Genomic DNA, 23,526 nt, shown 5'->3' with positions numbered 1-23,526 from the left:
AGCTGCTCGCCTCCTTTCCTTTGACAGGGCCCCCTTAGGGTTCACTGCCGGAACGATACTGCCGCATTCCCCTTTCCCGGACAAAATAAAAAGACCGGACACAGGTGTGTCTAGTCTTTACATATATGTATTGAAATTTGGAATTCATAATGTCGACAGCTTCGCCCTTTCATGCTTCCTTCCGGAAGGCACTACCATTTCTATCCTATGTCCATCGGTTGCCATATAACGTGCCGAAACATCGGTTATACAGCTTCCGGTTTCATTAGCTAAAGTTATTCCTGTACAAGATTCGTTTCCGGCTCCAAAAGGATAATTCCTAAATCGATCGTTCTCCCACCGCCCAACAACTGAAGACTGACCTTCGCGCGCCTTTTGCGTTTGTCAACTTTGGTGACGAGCTCCTCTTTTCCAGTTAAGGGGCCCGACACGACGTTCATACGGGAGTTCTCAAAATACACCCTAGAATTCTCCGCCACATCGTCATGATCGAGCAGCCCCAATATAGGACTAATCTCCTCTTCCGGTATTTGCTTAAAATACTGCTCCTCAGAGTTCTCCAAATCATTCATAGCTTGGTGCTTATAGATAAGATCCTTGCGGCTGCAGTAGTTTAATAACCGGTAGACATGGGGGTTCTTCTGAAGGATATAATAGGTAGAGTAATTCATTTGAGTCTGGATGAACACATAGCCCGGAAATAACAGCCTTTCAATTAAATCATATTGACCGGCTCTTCTTTCCGAAATTTGCTTCTTGGGAACGACGCAGCGGAGCATCTCTCCGGAAAATAGCCGCTGCAGAGATGACTTCACACGGTCTTCGCAGCCGTTTCGAACGAATAATACGTACCAGCTCATAATATCCCCCAATAGTAAAAGATTAGAGACAGGCGGACTTTCCGATGAATGAATGCCCAAACTTGTTATAATCAACATATTAGAAAAGAAATTATATAATTGCTATTTTACTCATTATATACCAAAGGTTAGGAGTCTTCAACGATCAGTTACTAGAATCATTGCGCTATTTCTAATTCTTCATTTATTTGCAGCATTTGCTTCTGAACATTCTGATGTTAACAGAAATCCAGTATATATCCCTCCTCAAATGTCATAAATTAAAGGAGAAATCAATGGTCAAAAAAAACACTATCTTTAAAAATACTATCCTTAATAAGATTCCTATCTTAATTTTCATATGTTTGTTCTTGCTTACTTCTTGTAATAAGGATGCTGAAGTATTTATTGGAACTGTACACACAATAGATATAGAAAATAAAAGACTGCTAGTTATATCTGGCTTAAAAGAAGAGGATTTGAAGAAGAGTTACAAAGAACTTCTCAATTCTAGTGAATACGCTAAGATCATTTGGGTGAGTAAAGTTTCTCCCTCTAAATTCAAACAAGGGGATGAGCTTGAAATAACCTATACTGCAAGTGATGATTCTTATCCGGCACAAGTAACCGCCCAAAAAATCAATAAAATTAGTAATTGATTCAATAAATAAAATCTAGCAGATCAAAGCATCGTTTCTAATAAGAAGCGGTGCTTTTTTGATGTGAGACTAAAGCTACTCACAACCACTATTAGTATTTCGAGAAAGCTGCTCCACACAAAAATTCCCGATGAGGGAATTGCCTCACCGGGAATCATTAAATATTTCTCCTATTTAAAGCACTTGGCAGAATCCGTTGCGAAAGTAGTCATTTTTATGTGATGGATCATCAATGCTGCACAAATAAAGATTGAAAAGCCTAATTCCATCAGAATTATGTCTCGCCAAAGTTGAAAAAGAAGTCTAAAATTATTTAACAACGCCTATAATGACTCATAGAAGTTGCTAAATCCTCCAAACAGCAAAACTGTATAATATACATACTATTCATGATAATACAGTAAGTTTTATGCTTATGAATACTCTGTTTAAAATGCCCAGATATCCCGGAATAATTGTTATGATGGTTAAAGAGCAAACATAGAGTCACAAACTACCACGTTTTTAATATACTAACCTCTTCCATTAATTTCCATCTTCACTTTTATAGGTGACTTCTCCTTCATCATCAAAATCCATTTATCTAGATCTTGGTCAAATATAATTTTGTCTAACTTATCATCAAGAACTTTAAATACTAATAAAGCTACCTTTTCCCCTTGATCAACAACGCTCTCTATTACAGTTTGTCCACTTGAAAATCCATAATCAAACCCTCTTACTCCTACCAAAATCTTGACCACGCCTGGCAACCATTCGAAATGTCGTCTCATTCCCCGGATTTTCACCATTAAGGCGAATGAAAGAAATCTTGAGAGCATAACGATCGGAATAACAGTCTGTTGGTGGAGCATCCACCCAAGTACTCACGTTGACTCTACAAAAAAAGGAGGGGGTCTATGGGACCCCCTCCTCCCTCTTGCATAATTATACTTACACCACAATGCTGATTTTATTAAGCGGCAATATGAGCTTTTCAATAACCAGCACAGGAAGTGTATTAGCATTAACTGCTTTTCCCGGGTAAATGCTGAGTTGAATGACAAACCTTCCTTGTTTGTTCAGAGGTCCATCCTTGCGTTTCATGCATTCATTTAATTGTCTGCAGAATTCCGCAACCGCCCCTTCATTCTCGTTATACACACTCACATGTTTAAAACAGATTGGAACTGAGATTTCAGCCGGCTCCCCCGTATCTTCATTTTCATCTGTTTTCACGGATAGGTATGCAAACTTATAAGATGCTGAGCATACTATCGAATGCGGCAGCAACGGAGTGCCTCCATCTTCGAACAAACGGTACAATAAGGTGCCTACATGCTCTTCAATGGGATGCTCCATGGTCCCGGAGAGTGTTGAAAAATCAATCTCCCTGGTCGTTCTTAAACGGGGTGCAATGGAGTCCGTGAGGCTGACTTTTGGCGACCGGTAAACAAATTCTTCCACCGTTTCTTCCTCATAGGAGCTACAACATTTCATTAAGTTCTCATTGCGTGTCTCATAGAGACTTATCCGGGATCTCTGGAGTCTGAAAATGTTGAACTTCTCGATTCGAACGGTTCTCTCCGTATTTTCCGGCAGAATACGCTGATCAAACTGTAAATACTCCCGGTTCCCGTCTGCCTCCACAAAATAGAAGAGAAATGCTCCCGGGCCGGCGGGTTCTGATTGGTATTTACCTATCTGCATGGAGAAATCCCCTACCGAGATCGGACCTGTCAACTTATCCAGCATTACTTTCAACCGGGAAGAACTATCCTGCTGTTCCAAAGTATCGAATGTGGTGGGCTCGCTGCTGTTCACTCCGAATGCCGCTTTGGGTAACCAGGAGCTCCATTTCGATGCGATCTGTTCCATACATTTTTTCAAACTCTCCACCGCTTTGGGAACTCCTGTTGAATCAGCTCCGGGCTGTAAAGCCTTGCGTATATCCGGCATGATATGGATGAACTGGGCCAGAGTCTGAGGCAGTTCATCTGCGAATGCGCGCTTTGCAACTGGCGGTTCTTCATTCCAGACGATTTCATGCTTCAGCCGATCTTGCGCTGTCATTTCTTGCCGAAGCTTATACGTATACGTATACTTCCATTCTTTAGCCAAATCAAGAAGAGTCCCGGCATTGGCAATATCCGGTTCTTCCTGGTCGATATAGCCATGGTGCAGAAGCAACGGGGGTTCCGGATGTCCTTTTATCGCTACAGGGATAACCATATCTCCTAATGGAAGATCATACGGCACGATCAACGATATCCAAGCTGATGAAACAACCCCCTTCTCCACAAGCGCATATTCCAAATGAGTGACCCGATAATTCACACCTTTGGCTTGATACCGCGGGAAATGACCGGTGTTCTTAACATCAAACAAATAGGTCAATTGTTGTGTGCCTCTGTGAAGCGACAGCTTAGCTGGAGTAAAGCTTGCCTGGACGTAAGTCTCAATTCCCGGTTCTGCCTTGCATTCATCAGACAATCCAATGAAGCTTTCTGCCTCAACCGGCCCATAAAAACTCACTTGATCCATTTCACCCGGATCACCGCAAGCGATTTCCACGTTAAACGGCTGCTGTATGACTGTATCCTGCTTATAGGCTTCGGCGAGCTGGACGAGCATTTGCTGCTTGAATCGTTCACGGGCAGCGGCCAAATCGGAATTATCGGAAACCTTCAGCTTGCCCAGATGACTGACTTTGCTCGCATATGCTTCGGCTATGTCGCTTTTTGCCTTGCGAAGACTCTCCAGTTGTATGGCTCCATCATGTTTGCCTATCACACTCAGACAATCCTTGTCGAGCATTTCGTCTATGAAAGCGAACACTTGCTGAACCCAAATATCCAAGTCTTCCACGGATTCCGTCTCCACAGCATCAGCCAATACTGTACCGCCTGTGGCAGAGAATAATTCATACGGCTGAACGGTTAATGTGCGGCTGCGCTTCATGGCCTCAAACGGTGCTGCACCGTAGAAGAATTCAGCGGCTTGTCGTTCTGTTTTCAAACAAGCTGCGGCTGTGGTACCTATACCGACAACCCAGAGTCGGTTGCTATCCTCGCTGTCACGCCATGCACCCATACCTATCTTTCGATCAAAAGCCAATTCAAAATATCGGGCGAACGCTTCGATCGTTTGCGCTCCAGCAATTCTGGTTGACGATTCATGCTGGATGCGGCTGGTGCCACTGACTGCCTCTGGAATGGAGTTCATGTCAGGATCTATATGCTCTTCGAATGCGCGTAATATTGTCAATTCAAGGGTCAGCTCATAGAGAGGCTTCTCCTTGGTGAGTGTTATCGCTGAAGGTTCAATTTCACACTTCTTTATCACCGGATTATAAGGCTCGCCGGAAAGCTTCTTGCAAAGCGAACGCCAGCATTCCAGGACATATTCAATCAGGATATCCCTCACATCATGCGTCTTTGCCTCATCGATGGATAAGGTCACTCCTGCTTCGACATACTCCTGCGACAACTGATGATAAGCCAGCGCATAGCTGTCTTTGGCAGCGCAGGCTTGTTCATCTGTCAGACCGTCCGCAGAAAAAGCCAGAGTTACAACAAGCCCGTTCAGATCCAGACTGTAGCGCAGAGTTGTCCCCGGCCACTGGTGAGGAGGAACAACAAAATCACGGTAAAGCACTGGTATAGTGTAATTGTATCTTGGTTTGGACAGTGTATTTCCAAGAACGTCCCGTGGATATAGGGTTATTACTACTTGTTCTCCCAGCCCGGTATATGGGTTGTCAGCGGGTGTACCACATTCTACAGTCTCCGGCGGCTGTATGGCATGCTTGACAATAGGCAATACAGGCCGATACTGATACCACGGTCCCAGCCACCTGGAGGGATCTGTGGGTAATTCACAGGGCAGTACATCTACTTCCCCAACCGGTGCGATGGGTACGTCTGAAAGATCCTGCTCAGCGAATGCCAGACTGCCCTCCAGTTTTGTACCGATCAGATAAAACATCCTGCGCAAATACGCCTTCAGATCGGTTGACTCCATGACTGCAGGACGGTATACCTCGATACCTGCATGACCGGAAGGAAATGCGGGTTTGCTGCTTTGGAGGGTATCCAGAAAATAAAAGGATTCATCAGAATCGGGACCTATTACCGTATCCGCCGCATTCACGTATGCAGCGAGAGGCGCGTTGTTAACATACCGGAAAAGTATCTGTGCAAGTATGGGATTTTCCGGGTCTGGCGGCTGTTGGTCAAATCGACTCTCATACCAGAGACAAAAGCCTCCAGATCGGACATTGCCGCTTGTATACAGTAGCTGTGCGAATGTTGCGGGAGTTTGGGCTACCGCCATAGACAAGCTGTTTACTGGAGGTTCAGTGAACATTGTCAGATTACTACTGAGAACCAGAGGCAGATTGCTGTCCGAACTCCAAATGACCTGATCATCTGATTCTTTACGCAAGTGAAGTACATGAACACTCTCCAGACCTACCGGACCTGTACTTGATTCATTTGCGATCGCCCAGCTAAGCCGTTCAAGAAGCAGCTGTCCGTGTCCACTCGCGCCTTTCAACTCATACATATTGGGTACATTCGTTGGCCACAACCGGACTTCCACAAATGTCGCAAGTCGATATTCATCGCTGGCAGAATCTAATTTACAAGTTTGAAGCTTGTCCATTTTCCATAATCCAAGTGTTCCTGTCTGTGCGGCCAAGCGATGACCAAGCGCTGGCGTGAACACACTCAGTTTCCGTCTGAATCCTGTCACTGAACGGGTGTCTTCCCAAATCTGCGGCTGTTTCCCCGAATAGGTGTTGGGTACGTCGACAAAAGGCCTGAGCGGACGGACGCATGACCAATCATCATCCGGTAAATCAGTATGCTGCAACGCTGTTATCCGATCCAGCTCACACTTGGGAAAAACGACTGTGAGTGTAGACGGATCACCGTGAGGCTCTGTGCAATTGTTCATTGTTACCGGCAAATTGCTTGGCAGACGCTCAAGTTTTATGGTAAGTCCAGTCAACGAGTCGGCTAACGGAAATTGCTGCCCAATCTCGCTATATACAGATTTTTGCTCCGCAAACTCATTCAGTTTCACCCGGAGTCCGAACAAAGTGAATTGGGAGATGCTTGCTGCGACTATTTTCATCCGAACGTTATTGTCGACCACTTTATCAACAAGATCGCTTATTAATATCATATCCCTTGGCAAATCTAATCCAGATTGATCAACGGCTTCTCTGGCCAGGGCACGCGTACACAAGGTTACAACATCCTGAATCCACAAGGTAGCCATTGATGGCTCTATACTAAGCAATGGTCGCGGATCGGGATGAGAGTTAGTTACTTCACACTTATCTTCATGGACCGGCTCGGCCATCATCCGACGCGAATGTTGTCTTATATACTCAAGCTTATCCGTAGAGATCGTTTGGTTATTTGTGAAATCAATTTTTGAGGTTTGCGGAATTGCTACCCCAAAGAGTGTCTGTTCGACTGTCAGTTCGATATCGGGGAAGACCGGAAAAAATACTAATTGTTTGATTTCCGGCGTTCCGCTGCAATCTATTTCCGGATGGCATATCGAAATCTCAAAATATTCAGCCAGAAACGATACAATACCTGTACCACTCTGATTATAGATAATCGGTGATTGGCCGTCTGTTGTGTATCTTTCAATACTCTTTAATTCTTCTTTAGTAATGTTCTGTTGAAGCAACCTGTCGATGGGAGTACCTGAGCTAGAATTACGGTTCAAGTAAGCATTCAGCGTCCATAGCAGTACCCCCTTAGCCCATGCCTTAAATCCGTCGGGTTGAAGAGGATCGTCAATCATGTACAACATGGCTGAGCACTGAACCTTCTTACTGCCGCCCTCTTCTCCGACGGAAAGCTGCGGCATACAATAGAGCGTTAATTTGCGCCGTTCCAGCACAGGAACGATAACCGGCCACCAGACCAGATTGTCCGTAGTCAATGAATGGTGTGGGGATTGAAGGGGAGAGCATGTATCCCATGGAGCTGTAGTCTCTTTGCCCATTACAAAATCCATATTCATTTTGTCGTGAAAGCTTCGTGATATCTTCCCCTTTGCGATACCGAAATCGGCTTCTATTTCTCCATGCGCATGGACTTCCAGCACAAAATCGATATTCGTTTCCTTATAGGCTTCAATGATCATGTTGGCCGTTGCGTTGACTTCGCAATCCACTACGGCCTTAAGTACCTTTAAATCCACCTCTCCAAAAACTTTGCCGGATAGTCCCAATGTTCCTTGGTACCAGCTGAACTTTGCTCCATTCTTGGAAGGGTCGCAATTCGCATTAAACGTTGCATTCGTTCCTTCCAGGATTCCAATCCCCGTCAAACTAAGTCCGGCATTAAGCACTCCCCGCTTGAAGTATTTGCCGTACCCCAGATTGACAGCTAGTCCGGCCTCAATAATTGAACTGAAAGTACCTATTGTCGCACTAATTTCTGGAACTCTGCTATACGCAGACGTCTCAGCGCTTAAGCGGGCAAAATAAAAGCCTCCCCATCCAACATACGGCGAAGCCTCTATGCATAATGAACGGCTAAAATCCAAGCCGACCGGAAAACCGACATCGATCTTGAAATCTCCGTTTCGGTAGAGATCGAGTGCAACTTCGGGGACGATCACGGTTACAGCGCCCATCTCGATACGCCGCTGTTCATCAGGTAGACTGATAGCTCCGGTGAACCGCCCAACGGAGCCTTTTCTTTTTTCATAACTGAAATCACCGTTCAATCCAGCGAAGGGACCTGCCCCATCTCCAAGTAATTGAACAAAAATGCCATAACGGTTATGCTCATCCTGAAATAAAGCGGCAAGATCAACGAATGGAACCGGTTTGAACTGGATACCGGCGAGCCACCTGGCGTTGGGGTTATAAAATAGATCATTCGGTAAATGGCCATCATCCATCACTTTAAATAAGTCTTTTATTTTTTTGACCGTTGCCTGGGTTTTCATATCAGCTGTTAACTCGTCTGAACTTACAAATTGTCCTAATCCTGCAAACAGATCACTCAAGCTCTTTCGCGCTCCTTTCAAACACCATTTGTTGTTAGATACCAGCCGATCTGTCCTTTTTGATTACTGGCTTGAAAGATCGTAAATTGAGTCGTGTAGCTTGTCCCGAACAAACGTATATCAGCTTGAGTGCTCATTAGATAACCATCACTGGTCAAAGCAAGCTGAAGATCGTTCGGCAGCTTCAGATCCAGCATTTCCTCCAGAGCCAGTAGCCCCTTTTCCTTATCCAGATCAAGCCCTGGTATTTTGAGCCCGCAATAAAATTTCCCCTCCGCATTCCAGCCTGCAATCAAATTTCCGACAAGCATGCCCTCGGGCAACAGCTTGCCAAGAGTACCCATTTCGAAGTCAAAAACGAGTCCGTACCATGGTCCGTTTGCAGCACTATGGTTTGGCAATCCGGCAATGGGCACATCACGGTAACCAAGCTTATTCCAATCAGCCACAGATTCTGCGGATACCAGATAGCGTAGACGGAGCGGAAAGTTGGCCCCTAAGCTGCCGGGGCGTCCGTTGCTTTTGGCGGGATCGAGGGAGACTTGTGAAATATCAAAGGCAAACTTACCGGAATTTATGGGGTCATTAATGTCAAAATCCATTGTGATCCCTAAGTTGCCAAACAAGAGACCCAACAAACCCTCATCGACTCCATAGCCAAACAAATCAATCACCTGATCAACCTCTGGATTCAACTTATCAAGAAAAATTTTCGAACCGTATATGGAAAATACAGTCTTTATATTTTGTTTATCCGAAGCGTCGAGCGTCTGGAAGCTGATTTTGTCTAAGCGCATGTTTTGTAATATTGGTGGGAGAACCAGTTCCTGGAGAGCTGCACGCACAGGTGTCTTCGTTTGAAAGACATAGGTAGGTACACCTTCATGCTGCTCCATCGTTCCATATAAAGTAAGGATAGGCTTTGGAAACTCATGGCCACCATCCTCGCTGACTTTTACAGGACTCCCGTATAATGTACTCACAAGCAGCTCAATTTTGGCGTGGAACAATTCAATTTTTGTGTTTGCAAATCGGGCCTTCAGCTCGGTAATGCGAAATTTGTATGTGTGGATGTCCCAATCGACAGTATCCAGATCCTCGTACTTGACATACCCGAATAGCGAGCTTGGCTTGTCCAGTTTCAGGCCGGCAGCAGCATCCCACTCCACCAGGCTGGAATCGAGGCCCACATGGTGTGCGCGCAGGCCTCCTGGTTTAATGCCGCCAATAAGACCTATCAAATCATCCGGCATCTGTTCCGGTATAATATCCACATTGAGAGCAAGAATTCCGTTCCATTTCGGATCACGGCACATCCGGTAAAATGGAACCAATTCTGGGGGAACCTCATTTTCGGCCGCTCCACCCATACAGTAATCGCTCAACCACTTTGATAATATGCCCAATTGCCCTGCTTGATTGAATGCTTCACCATCCGTCCAGCGTCCGGGCTGCTCGATGCCATCCAACAACGATCCCTGGCAAAATTTGAAGATGAGGATATTCTGGTAATTCGTACCACCCGGTACTGTCAGTTTGAAGGGCCAACCCGATATAGTCACCAGGTCATCAAACTTTTCCCATAGCGGCGAAGCCGTGGGATTCATTGAAACGACAAGAAAGAGCCTGCTGGACAAGAGGGCATTTCGGAAAGTCGCCGAAGGGTTAGTAAATTTCAGCATGTCCCATGCTTCGGCTGCCCCCGGAACGAGACCTGCTGCGTTTCGGATGTTCTGCCCGATAATTAATTCCGACCACTGTCCGGCGATTTCTTGAACAAACAAGCCTTGCGGTGTGCTCGAAAGGCCATCTGTAAAGGCAGTGCTGTTGATGGCTGATCTCGCTGAGAGTTGGTTCATACGCTGCTTGCGATCCGGGGCAATTCCTCGCCGCTCCAATGTAAGCGCCTGTGTGAGCTGCATTTCATCATTCCGTTGAACCCCGAGAAGAGGAACCAGAGGTATGCTGTTTTCTGTATCCCTTGTCCAATCGAAGATAACCGGTTCATGAAAGTGACTAACACTTTCAGCCGCCGGGCGGTAATGAGGATCATCCTCAGGCTGTGCCGAATAAGTGATTGGCGGAGCCTCGAAAATACGGTTGTCGCTCGGGCGTACCGCTATCCAGGACGTATAAGCCTCATCCGTTAATTCTGGAGGTTGTTCAGTTTCGCTGCCGGCTGGATCAGAGGGCCAGAAAGCAGGTTTGCCTCGTATGAACTCCATGCGGTCACCTCTGTAACCATTGCCTTGAGGTACAAAAGCAATGGTTTCCGTTCCAGTGCTGCCACAAAGCAGGCGCATAGCTCCTGCAAACGGTTCTGCATCGGAGACCGAAAGGTAAAAGTTCCCTTGTGGGACCGTATATGCCGGTTCGAATGCCGCTATTTTATACTTCGGAGATAACACCAGCAATCCACTGCCAGGCAACGGCCGCGGCAGTACCCCTTCAACATTTGGTTCCAATCGGACATCTGGTTGGAGTTCTATAGTATGACCGAATGGGGTTCGGAAATGACTGGGCAATGCATCCGTCGATGGATCAAAGGCTAGATAAGACCGAAGACCTAAATCAGGCAGAGTCTCATAATTCCGGTTAAATGGATCAAGCTCATCCAGAGACACCAGATAATGAAGCCACTTCCCATCTTGTTTCTCAAAAACCGGGTAGTTATGTTCCTCAGTTGCGGTGGTATGCCCATTCTGTTGTGCATAAAAATATTTAAGTCCGACATTAAAATTCCCGTTCTCATCAAACATAGAATCAGAGGGTATTTCGATGCGAAATCGAAAGGTCCCGGCGTCCTTGCCGGCAAACGGTAGATGGATCACTCCTCCATCAATGCTTGCATTATCATTGCTCATAAAATCAATAAACGCAGAGGTGGTATTGCATAAATCAAGTCTCATGTCCTCGTACAAAAAGTTAACTTTTACGCTCATATCAATATCTAATTCATAGGCGCCATTTCCTATCATTACATTTAGATTTTCTTTTACTTTCATTCCCCCAATACCAGATACGATCTTGAGGATACTACATTTGTCAAGCTCAATAGTGTTCAGCCAGATAAGCTGGATTTCATCGGAGTCTCTTCTGTTTCGCTCGTACTCTTCCAGAGCATCTAAAAGTTGATCTTCTTGCGGACGAATTGCCGCAAACAGGAATATTCCCTTATCGCCCCAAGCTTCAACCAAACTCAGAGTATCCCGCTCGTATGTCCCCTCACGAGGTCGATACCCCCTCCAACCAACAGAAGGGTCATCCTGGGCCTCAAATAAGCTTCGACTGCTCATTTTTTTATAAAACAATGATATATCACCTCATCCGTTGATGTGAGTTCATTCACTAATATTTAAGTCCATTGTTTTAACAAATTCGGCTCTATGCAATGCCATTTATTTTGCGCTAAGTAATATCCATCTATACATAAGCTCCCATACACTTCTGCACTCGGAATGGTCATGCGAAGACTGTTAATCCTGATCTCTTTAACAACACTATCTGAAAAAGGGCCTCCTGCCGGAAATAATGCGACGTATTTTTCTTCCAGATTTTGATTGAACAGAAAGATTGGGTCCTTTTGTCTCCTTCCCACCTTGTAGGCTTGAACCAAACCTAAACCTGTTGCTATATCGACGAAAGATATGGAAGCCACATTAATTGCTGGGCAGGAATTGGCCTCCTTCACAAAATCTTTCGAAAGTTCAATATCCATTCTCAGCGGACCGCATATCGGAGAGCTTGTTATAGGAGCGCCGCATAGCCTCGTGATACAGAGGTTCGTCATTCCCTGCCATTCTGCGATTAAATAGGAAACGGATTTGGGAGAGTGGCCATATCGATCTGTAAGTAATCCCTGGACATATATTTTTCCGCTCTGGCGGTCGACCGCTGGCACGTAACTGATGCATACATGGAACTTTTGCGGACAGCCATGTATCCCGGATACAAAGCAGGTGGATTGCTCTAGACATTTATTGTCCGACAGCACACGGTCAATCGATGATCCTTCAATGACCATGTATGAAGTTCCGATCCTGAATTTAACTCTTGCAAGGTCAACCTCACTGCCTTTCAGCGAATAAAGCTCAACTACAGCTTCGATCTTATAATCACCTTTACCGATTAATGTAAAACATACCAAAGGTCCTGTGCATGGTGCGATCTTTCTTTGGACGATGTCAATATTGCTGTTTATGCTCAAGTGATTTACCTCCCTGCTATCATTGCTGCATTATATGTATAAATGGGCTTTTCCTGTGAAGAGTAAGCCCAGGCAAAACAAAAAAATGTTATGAAAATAAAGAGGTGAACTGGAGCAGTTGATTTCATCAGCTTTTTGGGCACGAAAAATAAGCATTGAAAAAATATGTAGTAGACTGAGAATGAGATAAAGAACGTTCTGCAACTGACGCTCAGCCTGCGGATCGCAGAGAGACTATGTCTTGAATGAATCCAATACGTGCTTTTCAAACGATGATAATTTGAATTGCAACTCACAGCAACTTCTCTATACGGTATGTAATGCGTCCTTTCAATCCCGATATCTTGACGCTATACCAAACAAAAAATGCTCCCTTAAGGGAGCAGGCCGACGGGAAAATACATTTAGATCTTCGAGCCTCACACTCGACAGCCTCAAACATCCACAGGAATTGTTTCTACAGTCCAATGGAGCAATCATCATTAAAATGCCCTTTGTACTTGATGTTCCATCTATATCATCAACTTATATAAATACCGCAATAAATTTCATTGATACGAAAAAATCTCGCTCATCACAGATTGGGCAAATTAAATGGCTTTTCTGACGCTCAAATTGGCTACTTCTACAGAAGTTATTTTCTCTGTATCTCACTTTATTAATCTCTGCTCGCTTATTTCTTCTAGCTCTCCACTAGGGATAACCTGCTCACAACCATCAAACGGTTCCAAATAAGCAAATTGCGGCTCCCTCCCTAATATGAGAGTCCATCGACTCATTTACTTATAATTCCAATAAAGATATTCGATATAATAAAAAATGCCAAACATAATTTATTACATTCAAAAAGTCCCGATATAGGAAATTCCTAATCGGGACTTTTTGAATAGTTATTTATTTTTCCATATACAAATTTCTGAGAATACAACTATATTGTATTTAATCTTAGAAACAAAAGAAAAACAAAGTGAATAGCATTGCAAAATTCAGCATAAATATGCTCTATTGAATGTTCATGCAACAAAATGAATATTCATTGATTCCTCATTTTTCACGAGCCATTTTTATCATCATTTGTGGCCGTTTTTTCAACTTTCGTGATCCACCACATTTTAATGAGTCATCATGCCAATAATCTACTCAACCACACCGGCTATACCCGCAATTCCCGCAAGTCTTACATCCCTCAATATTAATCAGCGATGCACTTCCGCAGGAAGGGCAGAGATCCCGCGAAGCAGTCGCATGGCTATGCGCACCATGGCCCCCGTGCCCATCATCAGTAGCCGTAGCTGGAACACTTGATTTCAGCTCGGCGTTCAGCGCTTCATTGAAATCAAGCTCCAGTGTAGCTGCGATAGGTGCAGGCACGTGATCGTCATGGGCGTTGTTCAGCACATGGGTCTCCAGCGCCTTGGCTACAGCGTCGGCGATGGACTCGACGCGGTTCGCACCGAAGCCGATGGCGCCGGAGCCGCCGATGCCTTTGAGATGCTTAATCAGCAGCTCGACCTTCTCGCCGTGATCCCCGTAACGCAGGAACAGCGAGCAGACGCGGCCCAGAGCTTCCGCCATGGCGAAGACGTCGGAGCCGGCTTTGCCGACGTTCAGGAAGATTTCGGCCGGCGTGCGGTCGAGATCGTTGATGGTGATATACGCCATACCGAATGGCGTGTTGATCTTATAGGTAGCGCCGCGCAGAACCTGCGGGCGTTTCTTGTATTGTTTGTCCACTACATTAGGCGCAGGCTGCGGTGCAGGCGCTGCTGCTACTGTGACTGGAGCCGGAGCAGCTTCAGCTGCCGCTGGCTCAGCTTCAGCAGTCTCAACTGCCGCCGGAGCGTCTTTCTTTTCTTCCTTCTTAGTCGTTTCCAATACCTGTACGTCACGGCTGCCGTCACGGTAGATCGTTACACCTTTGCAGCCCAGGTCGAAGGCCATTTCGTACAGCTCGGCAGTCTCTTCTACGGTGAAGTCGGACGGGCAGTTCGCCGTCTTGGAGATTGAGCTATCCACCCAGCGCTGAATGGCAGCCTGTGCACGGATATGATCCTTAGCGGACAGATCCATCGAAGTAACGAAGTATTCAGGGAGCTCTTCACCCGGATGGGCTTCCAGCCATTCCTGGGCAATCGGCACGAACTGCTCGTCATAGCCCAGACGGCTCTGGCGGTAATATTTGAATGCGAAATAAGGCTCGATACCGGTCGAAGTGCCGACCATGGTTCCAGTACTACCTGTAGGTGCCTGGGTAATCACTGTAACGTTGCGCATGCCGTGCTTACGGATGGATTCGCCGACTTCCGGATAGACCTCGGTGATATTACGCATGAAGCCGCTCTGCAGATATTTATCGGTATCAAAAGCCTGGAAAGAACCCTTCTCGCCAGCGATCTCAGCAGAAGCCAGATAAGCTTCGCGCGCCATGAAGCCGTAGAGCTTGTCCAGGAACTCCAGGGATTCCGGGCTGCCGTAACGGATATTCAGCTTGATCATCAGCTCAGCCAATCCCATTGTGCCGAGTCCTACGCGGCGTTCGAGCTTCTGGTTGGCTTCATTTTCCGGGAAATGATACGGTGTCTTGTCGATGACATTGTCCAGGAAACGCACGGAATAGCGGGTCGTTGTCGCCAGATCTGCCCAGTCCACGTCGTGATTCTCCGCATCGTAGAACTTGGAGAGGTTGACGGCCGACAGATTGCACACGCCCCAGCCCGGCAGACCCTGCTCACCGCATGGATTGGTGCAGATGATCGGGTTGAAATACCAGCTGTTGGACATCTGGTTGTAATATTCCATGAACACTACACCCGGCTCAGCCGACTTCCAGGCCGATTCGATAATCGTATGCCACACATCGCGTGCTCTTACGGTACGGTAAGGAATGACGCGGCGGCCGTCTGCTTTCCATTTATCCAGATCGCCGTCCCAGATTGTATCGTAATCCGGATCGGTGGTATCCGGGAAGACCAGCTCCCAGTCCAGATCCTCCTTGACGGCTTTCATGAAGGCATTGCTCACGCATACCGACAGGTTGGCATTGGTTACCTGACCCATCGTCTGCTTCACGGTAATGAAGTCCACCACATCCGGATGCCAGTCATTAATCATCAGCATCAGCGCGCCGCGGCGGCTTCCGCCTTGCTCAATCAGTCCGGTCGTATAGCTGAAAAGACCGCCCCAGGACACTGAGCCGCTGGATGATCCGTTCACGCCTCTTACAATCGCGCGGCGCGGGCGCAGCGAGGATAAGTTAATACCTACACCGCCGCCGCGGGCCATAATCTCGGTCATTTCGGAGAGCGTCTGCATGATGCCCCCGCGGCTGTCTTTCGGGGAAGGAACAACATAACAGTTGAACAGCGTAAGCTCCTCGCTTGCTCCGGCACCTGCCGCAATCCGACCGCCCGGTACCAGCTTCCAGTCATCAAGAATAGAGCGGAACTTGCCTGTCCACTCTTCCTGAAGCTCGGGAGTCTGCTCTACGGAAGCCATGGCTGCCGCAAGACGGTCCCACATTTCCTCCGGGGTCTTCTCAATATTCAGTGTCAGCTTCTCCACATCCGATTGCACGAGTTCACCGCTGCGGGTCTTCACCGTAACAATCCGGCCGGTGCGCTCAACAATCTCGCCAACCTCCTTGGTTGGAAATTTCGGATCATCCTTCGTCAGGACAAGCACCACATCGCCTACCTTGGCATTATTGCTGTCCGCGTCCTTCCAGGCATAACGGTCCAAAAATATTTTCTCACTCAGCCCCTCAAGACGCTGCTTGCGTTCCACTGTACTCAATAGAAAAACCTCCCGGATGATTGATAGGTAATACTTCCGTTCCTTGGTGTGGGCTTAGACTTTTTGTAACCCACAACAAGAACTTCCAGCGGCAGGGTAGCCGCAGCCTGCATGTACAGCGGAAGTTCCTCTTGTCAATAACAAATAACCGCAAAAACCCGCGAATAATCAAATTTTCAAGCTTTTGTAACAATATATTGTATACATCAGCTTTTCAACTATACCACATATTGTATCAGAGTTCTTTTTCCAAAAAAGCGGCCCATGGCGGGAATTTCGGAAAAACGGTAAAAGATAGTGGATTTTCTCCCTCTTTCTCGCTTTTTTACAGGTTCCAGATTGATAAGCTTCCGGGCCCGGAAGACAGATTCCGCCACGGATATTCAAGATCCGCCGAAGCCGCCGCAGCACCAGCAGCAGTACCGCCGCAAGGCTCCGCAAGATTACTCCACGGCAGCAGCCGGAGGATAGCAGGTTATGAAATCTCTCTTTTACGCGCATACTACTGCTACGCATTTCGATATGAAACCGCGCCGGAGGAGGCTGCAACATGACGCAATTATTCCGCAATTCCTTGCCGCAAGGGGGAAGTACGCCTGCCCCGCTGCTGCCTGTTCCTCTGTCCTTTGAGCGTAACTGGCTGCAGGACCTGGAGTCGAAGCTCGATAAAGGCGGACCCTGGGGAGACTGGAGATTATCCCGGCTGGCCATACAAGGAGAGCAATCGGGACTCGTTACGAGCTTCGATGAGCTGCAGTGTCTGAAGCATCTGTCCGGGTTATCCCCGCTCCCCCACCAGCTGGATACCGCCCATAAGGTGCTGTTTGAAATGTCAGGCCGGGCCATTCTGGCAGACGAAGTAGGGCTAGGCAAGACGATAGAAGCCGGACTGATCCTCAAGGAATATCTGGTGCGCGGGCTCGTAAGTAAAGTTCTGATCCTTGTCCCTGCGTCTCTGGTCCTGCAGTGGGTGCGCGAGCTGAACAGTAAATTCGGTATTTCAGCCGTGGCACAGAAGAAAGCTTACTCCTGGGGCAACGATATTGTTGTCGCCTCCATGGATACGGCGAAGCGTGATCCGCACAAGGAGATGCTGCTGAGCCAGGAATTCGACATGCTGATTATCGACGAGGCCCATAAGCTGAAGAATAAGAAATCAACAAACTATCTGTTCGTACAGCAGCTGCGCAAGAAGTACTGCCTGCTGCTCACCGCCACTCCCGTGCAGAATGATCTCGGCGAGCTGTTCAATCTGATCACATTACTGAAGCCGGGACAGCTCGGGAATCAGGGGGATTTTGCCACCAATTTCGTGGTCGATAAACGCCAGCCGAAGAACGAAGTCCAGCTGAGGGGCGAGCTCTCCAAGGTGATGATCCGCAACCGCCGCGGCGAGGGTCCCGTGAACTTCACGAAGCGCAAAGTGCGCAATATCCCGCTTACCCTCTCTTTAGAGGAGAAAGAATTATATGACGGCGTCACCGCCTTTGTCAAAGACCAATATCAGGAAGCGGGCGGCAATCTCAGCAGCATGCTCTCCCTGGTTACGCTCCAGCGCGAGGTATGCAGCAGCCGGGATGCGGTGTTCGTCACGCTTGTGAATCTGATCAAGAAGCTTCCGGCGGATTCACCGAAACGTGAGCGCATGATGGGGCTGCTCCAGACGATTCGTACTGTTAAGACGAATACCAAAGCGGAGAAGACGATGGAGCTGATCCGCCAAATGAATGAGAAGGTCATCGTCTTCACCGAATACCGCGCGACCCAGGAATATCTGCTGCAATATTTCCGTGAGCATGGACTGCAGTGTGTCACTTACTCCGGCGGGATGAACCGCGGCAAAAAGGACTGGATGATGGACCTCTTCCGCGGGCGCGCCCAGGTAATGATTGCTACGGAAGCAGGCGGCGAAGGGATCAATCTGCAGTTCTGCCACCATATGATCAACTTCGACCTCCCCTGGAACCCCATGCGCGTAGAGCAGCGGATCGGCCGGGTACACCGGCTTGGCCAGGAGAACGATGTAGTTATCTACAATCTCTCTACCGAAGGCACGATCGAGGAGCATATTCTTCACCTGCTGCACGAAAAAATCAATATGTTCGAGATGGTCATCGGCGGGCTGGATGTTATCCTGGAACGCTTCGAGAAGAAGGAGTCGCTTGAGAAAAGCTTATATAAAATCGTCCTCGAAGCCCGCAGCGACGAGGAGCTGCGCAGCGAGCTGGATCAGATCGGCGATTCACTCAGCGAGCTGACCCATGCCAATCTGGATGAAAGCGAGGTGGCTCCTTAATGCTGACCCCTGTGGAAGTACGTAAACAGGTCATGGATTACCTGGAAGCGACAGAGTGTACGATTCTCGAATCCTCTCCGCTGCATGTGACGGTGAAGCTCTCGCCGCGCGCGGACCGGATGCTGACGGACCGCCCTTATTATTGGGGATTCGTGGAGCGCACCGGCGTAGATCCGGAGACCCTGTCCTTCAGCTTCGTCTTCGATCCGGAGAAGTACGATGAACTGGCCGCGCAGGCAGCTGCGCCTGCGGCCCGTCCGCGCGGCGGGGCGGTCCGCCCGGCGGCAGGACCTCTGACGGGCGGCATCGGCGCGGCGGGTGCTGCGGATGCTGAGGCAGGCGCGGAGCCTGGCGCCGCACCGGCAGCTGCACCCGGAGGCGTGGTGCCGCCCGGGGTCTCCGCTGATCCGGAGGACAGCATCCTCGCCCGGTACTTCGGCATCGTCCCGCAGCTGCCGCGCATCGGGCCGGGCATGATCCGCCGCGAGGATGTGACCTACGGCAGCAAGCGCCTGCGGCAGATCTGGTCAGCGGCACGGGATGAGGGCAAATGCCTGCAGCTGTTCGAGGACCCGGGACTCCGGCAGCGGACCACGCTGTTCTCAGCCGCCTACGAGCCTTGGCTTGCCGTCTGCTATAAGGTGGAGATGACCTGTGATCTTAAGCGTGAAGAGCTGCATTTCATCGCGGTGTCACTGACCTCCGGGCTGATTGTTCCGGACTTCGAGGCCCGGCTGGCTTCGCGGGAGCTTACGCCAAGGCTGCCGGAGAATATCCACATCCAGCCTTCCGAGCTGTCCGTTACTGCCGGAGCCGACAGGCTGGAGGGATATCTGACCTCGAAGCTGGCTCTGCTGGATTACACCTGGGCCGAGGAAGCCCGCGAACGCCTGCGTCTAGAGCTGAGCATCGTGGATATCTATTATGAGGAGCTGCTGAAGGAGCAGGATGAGGAGAAACGCCTCGGCATAGAGGAGCAATACAACCGCCGCCGCAAAGAGACCACCTGGCAGTATGAGCCGCAGATTGCAGTTTCTGCCGTAACGTACGGGCTGTTTCACCTGCGCAGCACATAGAATGCGACCCGGCTCGCTAAAAGCAAACAAAAAAACAGCGGAATTCCTGCAGGCTGCCGCGACAGTAAGCAACAGCCTTTTCAAGGCTTGTCCCCTACAATTAAAAGTATGAAGCAGAACCTCCCGGGCTCCGGCTTGCCGGACGGTAATTCTTGCGATTAACCTTTGGAACAGGAAAGGTGAACGATAACATGAAAATCAAAGCGAAGCAGAAGGGGCCGCTAGGGCGGCGTACCCGCCTGCTCCTCTGTCTGACTCTCGGGCTGACTCTGTTCGCCGCGAGCGCCTCCCCGCCTCCGGCGCTCGCGTCTGTAGGCAGCCGGGCCACTGTCACACAAGCCGTCCTGCAGGAGCTGCTACCCGGACTTGTGATGACACAGGCGCCCGCATCTGAAAGCTTGCAGGATTTCACCCGTCTCACAATTAGCCAATTGTCGGCGGATGCTCCGTTTAAGGAATGGAAGAATGCCGGAACTGAGGTCTATCCACTCGGGCCGGGCACACGCAGCTGGCTGGTCAATGTGATGAACGGGGAGCAGCGGATCGGATATCTCATTATTTCTGCTGCGGACGGGGGCAAATATCTGCTGAGTGAATACGGAGCCGGTACCTATGGTCTCCCTTATAGTATGAGTGATCTGCGCCAGTATCTGGTGCAGGAAGGACTGATTACCTCCTCTTATTCAGGTAAAATAGAACTATCGGCGCTGTACGCTCCGCTGCTGCCGGTCTGGAAGCTCACGCTTGCGGACAAGACGCTGTATCTCAATGCCTCAGTACTGCAGGTACTGCCTTGGAGCCTTAGCCAGGCAAACCGTATCCTGGACGGCCAGCTTGATGCTAATGCCCTGGTGGTGTACACCGGGTCTGGACAACAAGTCCGCGCTCCCTTGCCCGCTCTGCTTAGCAGCGGTCAGGATGACCCGTATGCAGATTTACAGTGGCTGACCGCTCCTGAACTGAAGAATATCAGCGAAGCCAGCTTAAATACTTTGCTTAAAAACCGGGGCAGCCTTGCCTTCCAGTCGACAGGACGCAATGATGCCTTGGGTGCTCCGTTCATGATTACAGGCTGCCAGAGCTGGCTTACGGCCTCCGCCGGAAGTAAGGCGGGTGCTGAACCAGCAGTTATATACGCCGCTGCCGGTCCAGGAGCGAAGCGGTACCTTCCGCTCACGGCCCTCCAGAAGTACGGAACCTTCCACAAGCCGCCGCTGCCGCTATCAGGAGGAACGGCGCTCGGCGCGGCGCCGCATTAATATTGAAGGTTTCAGCGATAATCCTATATACAGCTGTACATGCCAAACAGCCTTCCCTTCAGCCGTGTCAAGCGGCTTTAAGGGAAGGCTGTTTCGGAATTCGGGTGAGCTGCGGCGCTGCTAGGCTGGCTACTCCCGATCCTTGCGGCTCCATTTGCTGCGCCAGACGGACCAGGCGAGCGGCAGCGTGCCGAACCATTTCTCGGCCCAGGGCTGCTTCTCTGCCTTCCGCCGTGCATGTACGGCGCGCGGGTCCTCCATATATATGACTACTTTCTCCGTAATGTATTTGACCAGATCATCTCCGCTGGATGCCATTACTATCCCTCCCATGCAGGCGCTGGCGGGTCGCCGCCTGCTGCCCTGCCTTTTCTCCATGACTTTAGTGTGCTCCAAATCCCCGCTCTCTAAACCGGAACCGCTAACCTTCGTATAGGTTTGGCTGTTAAGGCACAATCTAACAGAGATTCCACCTAAGATACTGATGATGATTCCGGCAGGGAGGTTATTCACTTGAGAATTTCGGAACATTTACAAGAAGATCATGCAGGAGGGGCCTGCTGTCCTGGGCAACATTTCCGGCTAGGGCGAAGGCTGCGGAGGATACTGGCTTCGATAGCGGTGCTGACTCTGCTGACAGCTGGACATGCAGGGACCATCCTGGCCGCCACACCGGGAGTAAACCACTTAACCGACAACCCGTCAGACCGCCAGCATATGCTCGGTCATGACCAGCGGATCATTCTGATTGATGCCGGACACGGAGGGATTGACGGCGGAACCTCACACGGCACCATCCTGGAGAAGGATATTACCCTGGCGATCTCACGCCGGCTGTTTCTCCTGCTGCGCAGTGACGGCTTCGATGCCATATTGAACCGGACCGGCGATTATGCGCCGAGCGATGAGAATCTCTGGCTGCGCAGTAAATCCCGGCACCTGCGTGATCTGGCCCAGCGCAAGGAACTGGCCGAAACGCTGCCGGCGAATGTCGTGGTCAGCATTCATATCAATTGGGCAAAGTCACCCTCCAAGCATGGTCCGCTTGTCTTGTACCGCCAGGAAGGGCGCAGCTTCCTGCTGGCCAGATTGATTCAGGATCAGCTGAACGGGCTGTATGGAATGAAGAATGACCCCAGACAAGGCAAACCCTTCTACCTGCTCAACAAAATAACCGCCACAACGGTTATCGTCGAGGCGGGATTTGTAAGCAGTCCGGCGGACCGCGAGAAGCTGTGCACCCCGAAGGGTCAGGAAGAGATTGCCGAGGCGGTTGCCAACGGAATTGCGGCGTACCTTATGGAAGTGTGACCTGCGAATTCCATTTCCACTCTTCCCGGACAAGCTCGGAGATTCCGATAAACTCAACGCTGTCCTTCATTCCGGCAATGCCGCTGCGGATGCCCGCTGCGGTTTCTTTGCCTTGAATGCCGACATGGCCAATCGTCACGCAGTATCTCTGGTTCAGGGCCCGCTCCTGGACCAGCTTCATCTGCTTAACCACATGGCTCGCAGAATGCACGTCGTCCAGGAAAATGTGGTTCTCCACTGGCGGGAGCCCCAGCTCCCGGGCTATTTTACCGGCAACTGAGCGATAATTGGTATGGCTGTCTACGAAGAAAAGTCCGCGCTCCTTGCATACCGCGAGCACAATACCCATCACCCGCTCGTCACCGGTCACCTTGGAGCCCATATGGTTGTTAATGCCAATCGCATAAGGAACATTCTCAAGCGCCGCCTCCACCCTCTGGCGGACTTCTGCATCACTCATCCTGGTCAGCACCGCTCCCGGTCCAAGCCATTCCGGCTTGCCCTGGCGCGGCTCCATCGGCAGATGAACCAGGACATCGAAGCCAAGCTCATGCGCACGGCGTGCATCCTGCTCGCTCGAGGGCAGGAATGGCATCACCGCAACGGTAATCTTGACCGGCAGCTTGAACATCTCCTCCGTGCCCCGCATGTTGTTGCCGAAATCATCGACAATGATGGCCACCCGGTTGGGCAACTTCTTATTCTCCGCCTGCCGGTCAACTGAACCGCTGTTTCCGCTGCTGTCTGCATGCGTATCAGTTACCGGACGGAGCGTGGAGACTGCAGCTTCAAGGTTACGGGCAGAGTGCCCACCAGGTTGCGATGCGGCAGATACGGACTGAGGCGCTGACGGAATCAGCGTGGTCATCAGAACAACTACGGCGGCCAAAGGATAGAGAATGATGTGCTTTACGCTGTGCTTGCTTTTCTCCAAAATGGAACACCTCCTTCGTGATTCAACAATTGTTCTCATTGTTTGGCTCACGGAGGATAAATATGTACGCTGAAGTTACGCAATAATTAACAAGGCTTAAACTAACTCCCCAAAACATATAAATTATCTT

General features: G+C 49.3%; 13 protein-coding genes. 5 read left to right on the top strand and 8 right to left on the bottom strand.

Annotated features, from left to right (window positions below):
• Nucleotides 1-275: 275 nt before the first annotated feature.
• Entirely contained in the window at nucleotides 276-860 is a 585-nt protein-coding gene (gene loaP, locus NSU01_RS12665; protein ID WP_076244315.1) for an antiterminator LoaP, read from the bottom strand.
• A 275-nt stretch (nucleotides 861-1,135) separates the two neighbouring features.
• Between loaP and NSU01_RS12660 the strand changes: the two genes are divergently transcribed.
• On the top strand, nucleotides 1,136-1,498 hold the full coding sequence (locus NSU01_RS12660; RefSeq protein WP_076244313.1) for a DUF3221 domain-containing protein: 363 nt from the start codon (nucleotides 1,136-1,138) through the stop codon (nucleotides 1,496-1,498).
• Nucleotides 1,499-2,010: 512 nt separating this feature from the next.
• Here NSU01_RS12660 and NSU01_RS12655 read toward each other — a convergent pair.
• From NSU01_RS12655 to NSU01_RS12635, 5 genes are all read right to left on the bottom strand, one after another.
• Nucleotides 2,011-2,271: a hypothetical protein gene (locus tag NSU01_RS12655; protein WP_144026089.1), complete on the bottom strand. Its 261-nt coding sequence runs from the start codon at nucleotides 2,269-2,271 to the stop codon at nucleotides 2,011-2,013.
• A 160-nt stretch (nucleotides 2,272-2,431) separates the two neighbouring features.
• Nucleotides 2,432-8,521 carry a hypothetical protein gene (locus tag NSU01_RS12650; RefSeq protein ID WP_076244308.1) on the bottom strand — a complete coding sequence of 2,030 codons (6,090 nt, stop codon included), beginning with the start codon at nucleotides 8,519-8,521 and terminating at the stop codon, nucleotides 2,432-2,434.
• A gap of 17 nt (nucleotides 8,522-8,538) precedes the next feature.
• Entirely contained in the window at nucleotides 8,539-11,718 is a 3,180-nt protein-coding gene (locus NSU01_RS12645) for a hypothetical protein (RefSeq protein ID WP_144026088.1), read from the bottom strand.
• Nucleotides 11,719-11,876: 158 nt separating this feature from the next.
• Entirely contained in the window at nucleotides 11,877-12,728 is an 852-nt protein-coding gene (locus NSU01_RS12640) for a hypothetical protein (protein ID WP_083705525.1), read from the bottom strand.
• A gap of 1,140 nt (nucleotides 12,729-13,868) precedes the next feature.
• The gene (locus tag NSU01_RS12635) at nucleotides 13,869-16,520 is read right to left on the bottom strand and encodes an adenosylcobalamin-dependent ribonucleoside-diphosphate reductase (protein WP_076244306.1); all 2,652 of its coding nucleotides are present in this window, start codon (nucleotides 16,518-16,520) and stop codon (nucleotides 13,869-13,871) included.
• Between the two features lie 550 nt (nucleotides 16,521-17,070).
• Here NSU01_RS12635 and NSU01_RS12630 point away from each other — a divergent pair.
• The 3 genes from NSU01_RS12630 to NSU01_RS12620 all read left to right on the top strand — a co-directional run bounded on the left by NSU01_RS12630 (nucleotide 17,071) and on the right by NSU01_RS12620 (nucleotide 21,151).
• Nucleotides 17,071-18,816, top strand: coding sequence for an SNF2-related protein (locus NSU01_RS12630; RefSeq protein WP_042135858.1), 1,746 nt, complete (start codon nucleotides 17,071-17,073; stop codon nucleotides 18,814-18,816).
• Nucleotides 18,816-19,892, top strand: coding sequence for a YqhG family protein (locus NSU01_RS12625; protein WP_042135856.1), 1,077 nt, complete (start codon nucleotides 18,816-18,818; stop codon nucleotides 19,890-19,892). Before NSU01_RS12630 ends, NSU01_RS12625 begins: the two co-directional genes overlap by 1 nt.
• Before the next feature lie 191 nt (nucleotides 19,893-20,083).
• Nucleotides 20,084-21,151, top strand: coding sequence for a hypothetical protein (locus NSU01_RS12620; protein ID WP_076244304.1), 1,068 nt, complete (start codon nucleotides 20,084-20,086; stop codon nucleotides 21,149-21,151).
• A gap of 129 nt (nucleotides 21,152-21,280) precedes the next feature.
• Here the strand turns inward: NSU01_RS12620 and NSU01_RS12615 are convergent, their stop codons facing one another.
• Nucleotides 21,281-21,469, bottom strand: a complete 189-nt coding sequence (locus tag NSU01_RS12615) for a YqzE family protein (RefSeq protein WP_042135853.1) — start codon at nucleotides 21,467-21,469, stop codon at nucleotides 21,281-21,283.
• A gap of 195 nt (nucleotides 21,470-21,664) precedes the next feature.
• Here NSU01_RS12615 and NSU01_RS12610 point away from each other — a divergent pair, with 195 nt between their 5' ends.
• Nucleotides 21,665-22,462: an N-acetylmuramoyl-L-alanine amidase gene (locus NSU01_RS12610; RefSeq protein WP_339303188.1), complete on the top strand. Its 798-nt coding sequence runs from the start codon at nucleotides 21,665-21,667 to the stop codon at nucleotides 22,460-22,462.
• Here the strand turns inward: NSU01_RS12610 and NSU01_RS12605 are convergent.
• A complete protein-coding gene (locus NSU01_RS12605) occupies nucleotides 22,449-23,396 on the bottom strand; it encodes a divergent polysaccharide deacetylase family protein (RefSeq protein ID WP_256703876.1) in 948 nt (315 codons plus the stop codon). The genes NSU01_RS12610 and NSU01_RS12605 overlap by 14 nt on opposite strands.
• Nucleotides 23,397-23,526: the final 130 nt, after the last annotated feature.

Origin of the sequence: Paenibacillus sp. FSL H8-0259 (genome assembly GCF_037963255.1) — a bacterium.
GTDB lineage: Bacteria > Bacillota > Bacilli > Paenibacillales > Paenibacillaceae > Paenibacillus_AQ > Paenibacillus_AQ phytohabitans.
The sequence above is the reverse complement of the archived record's forward strand: the minus strand, read 5'-3'. Positions and strand labels throughout refer to the sequence as shown.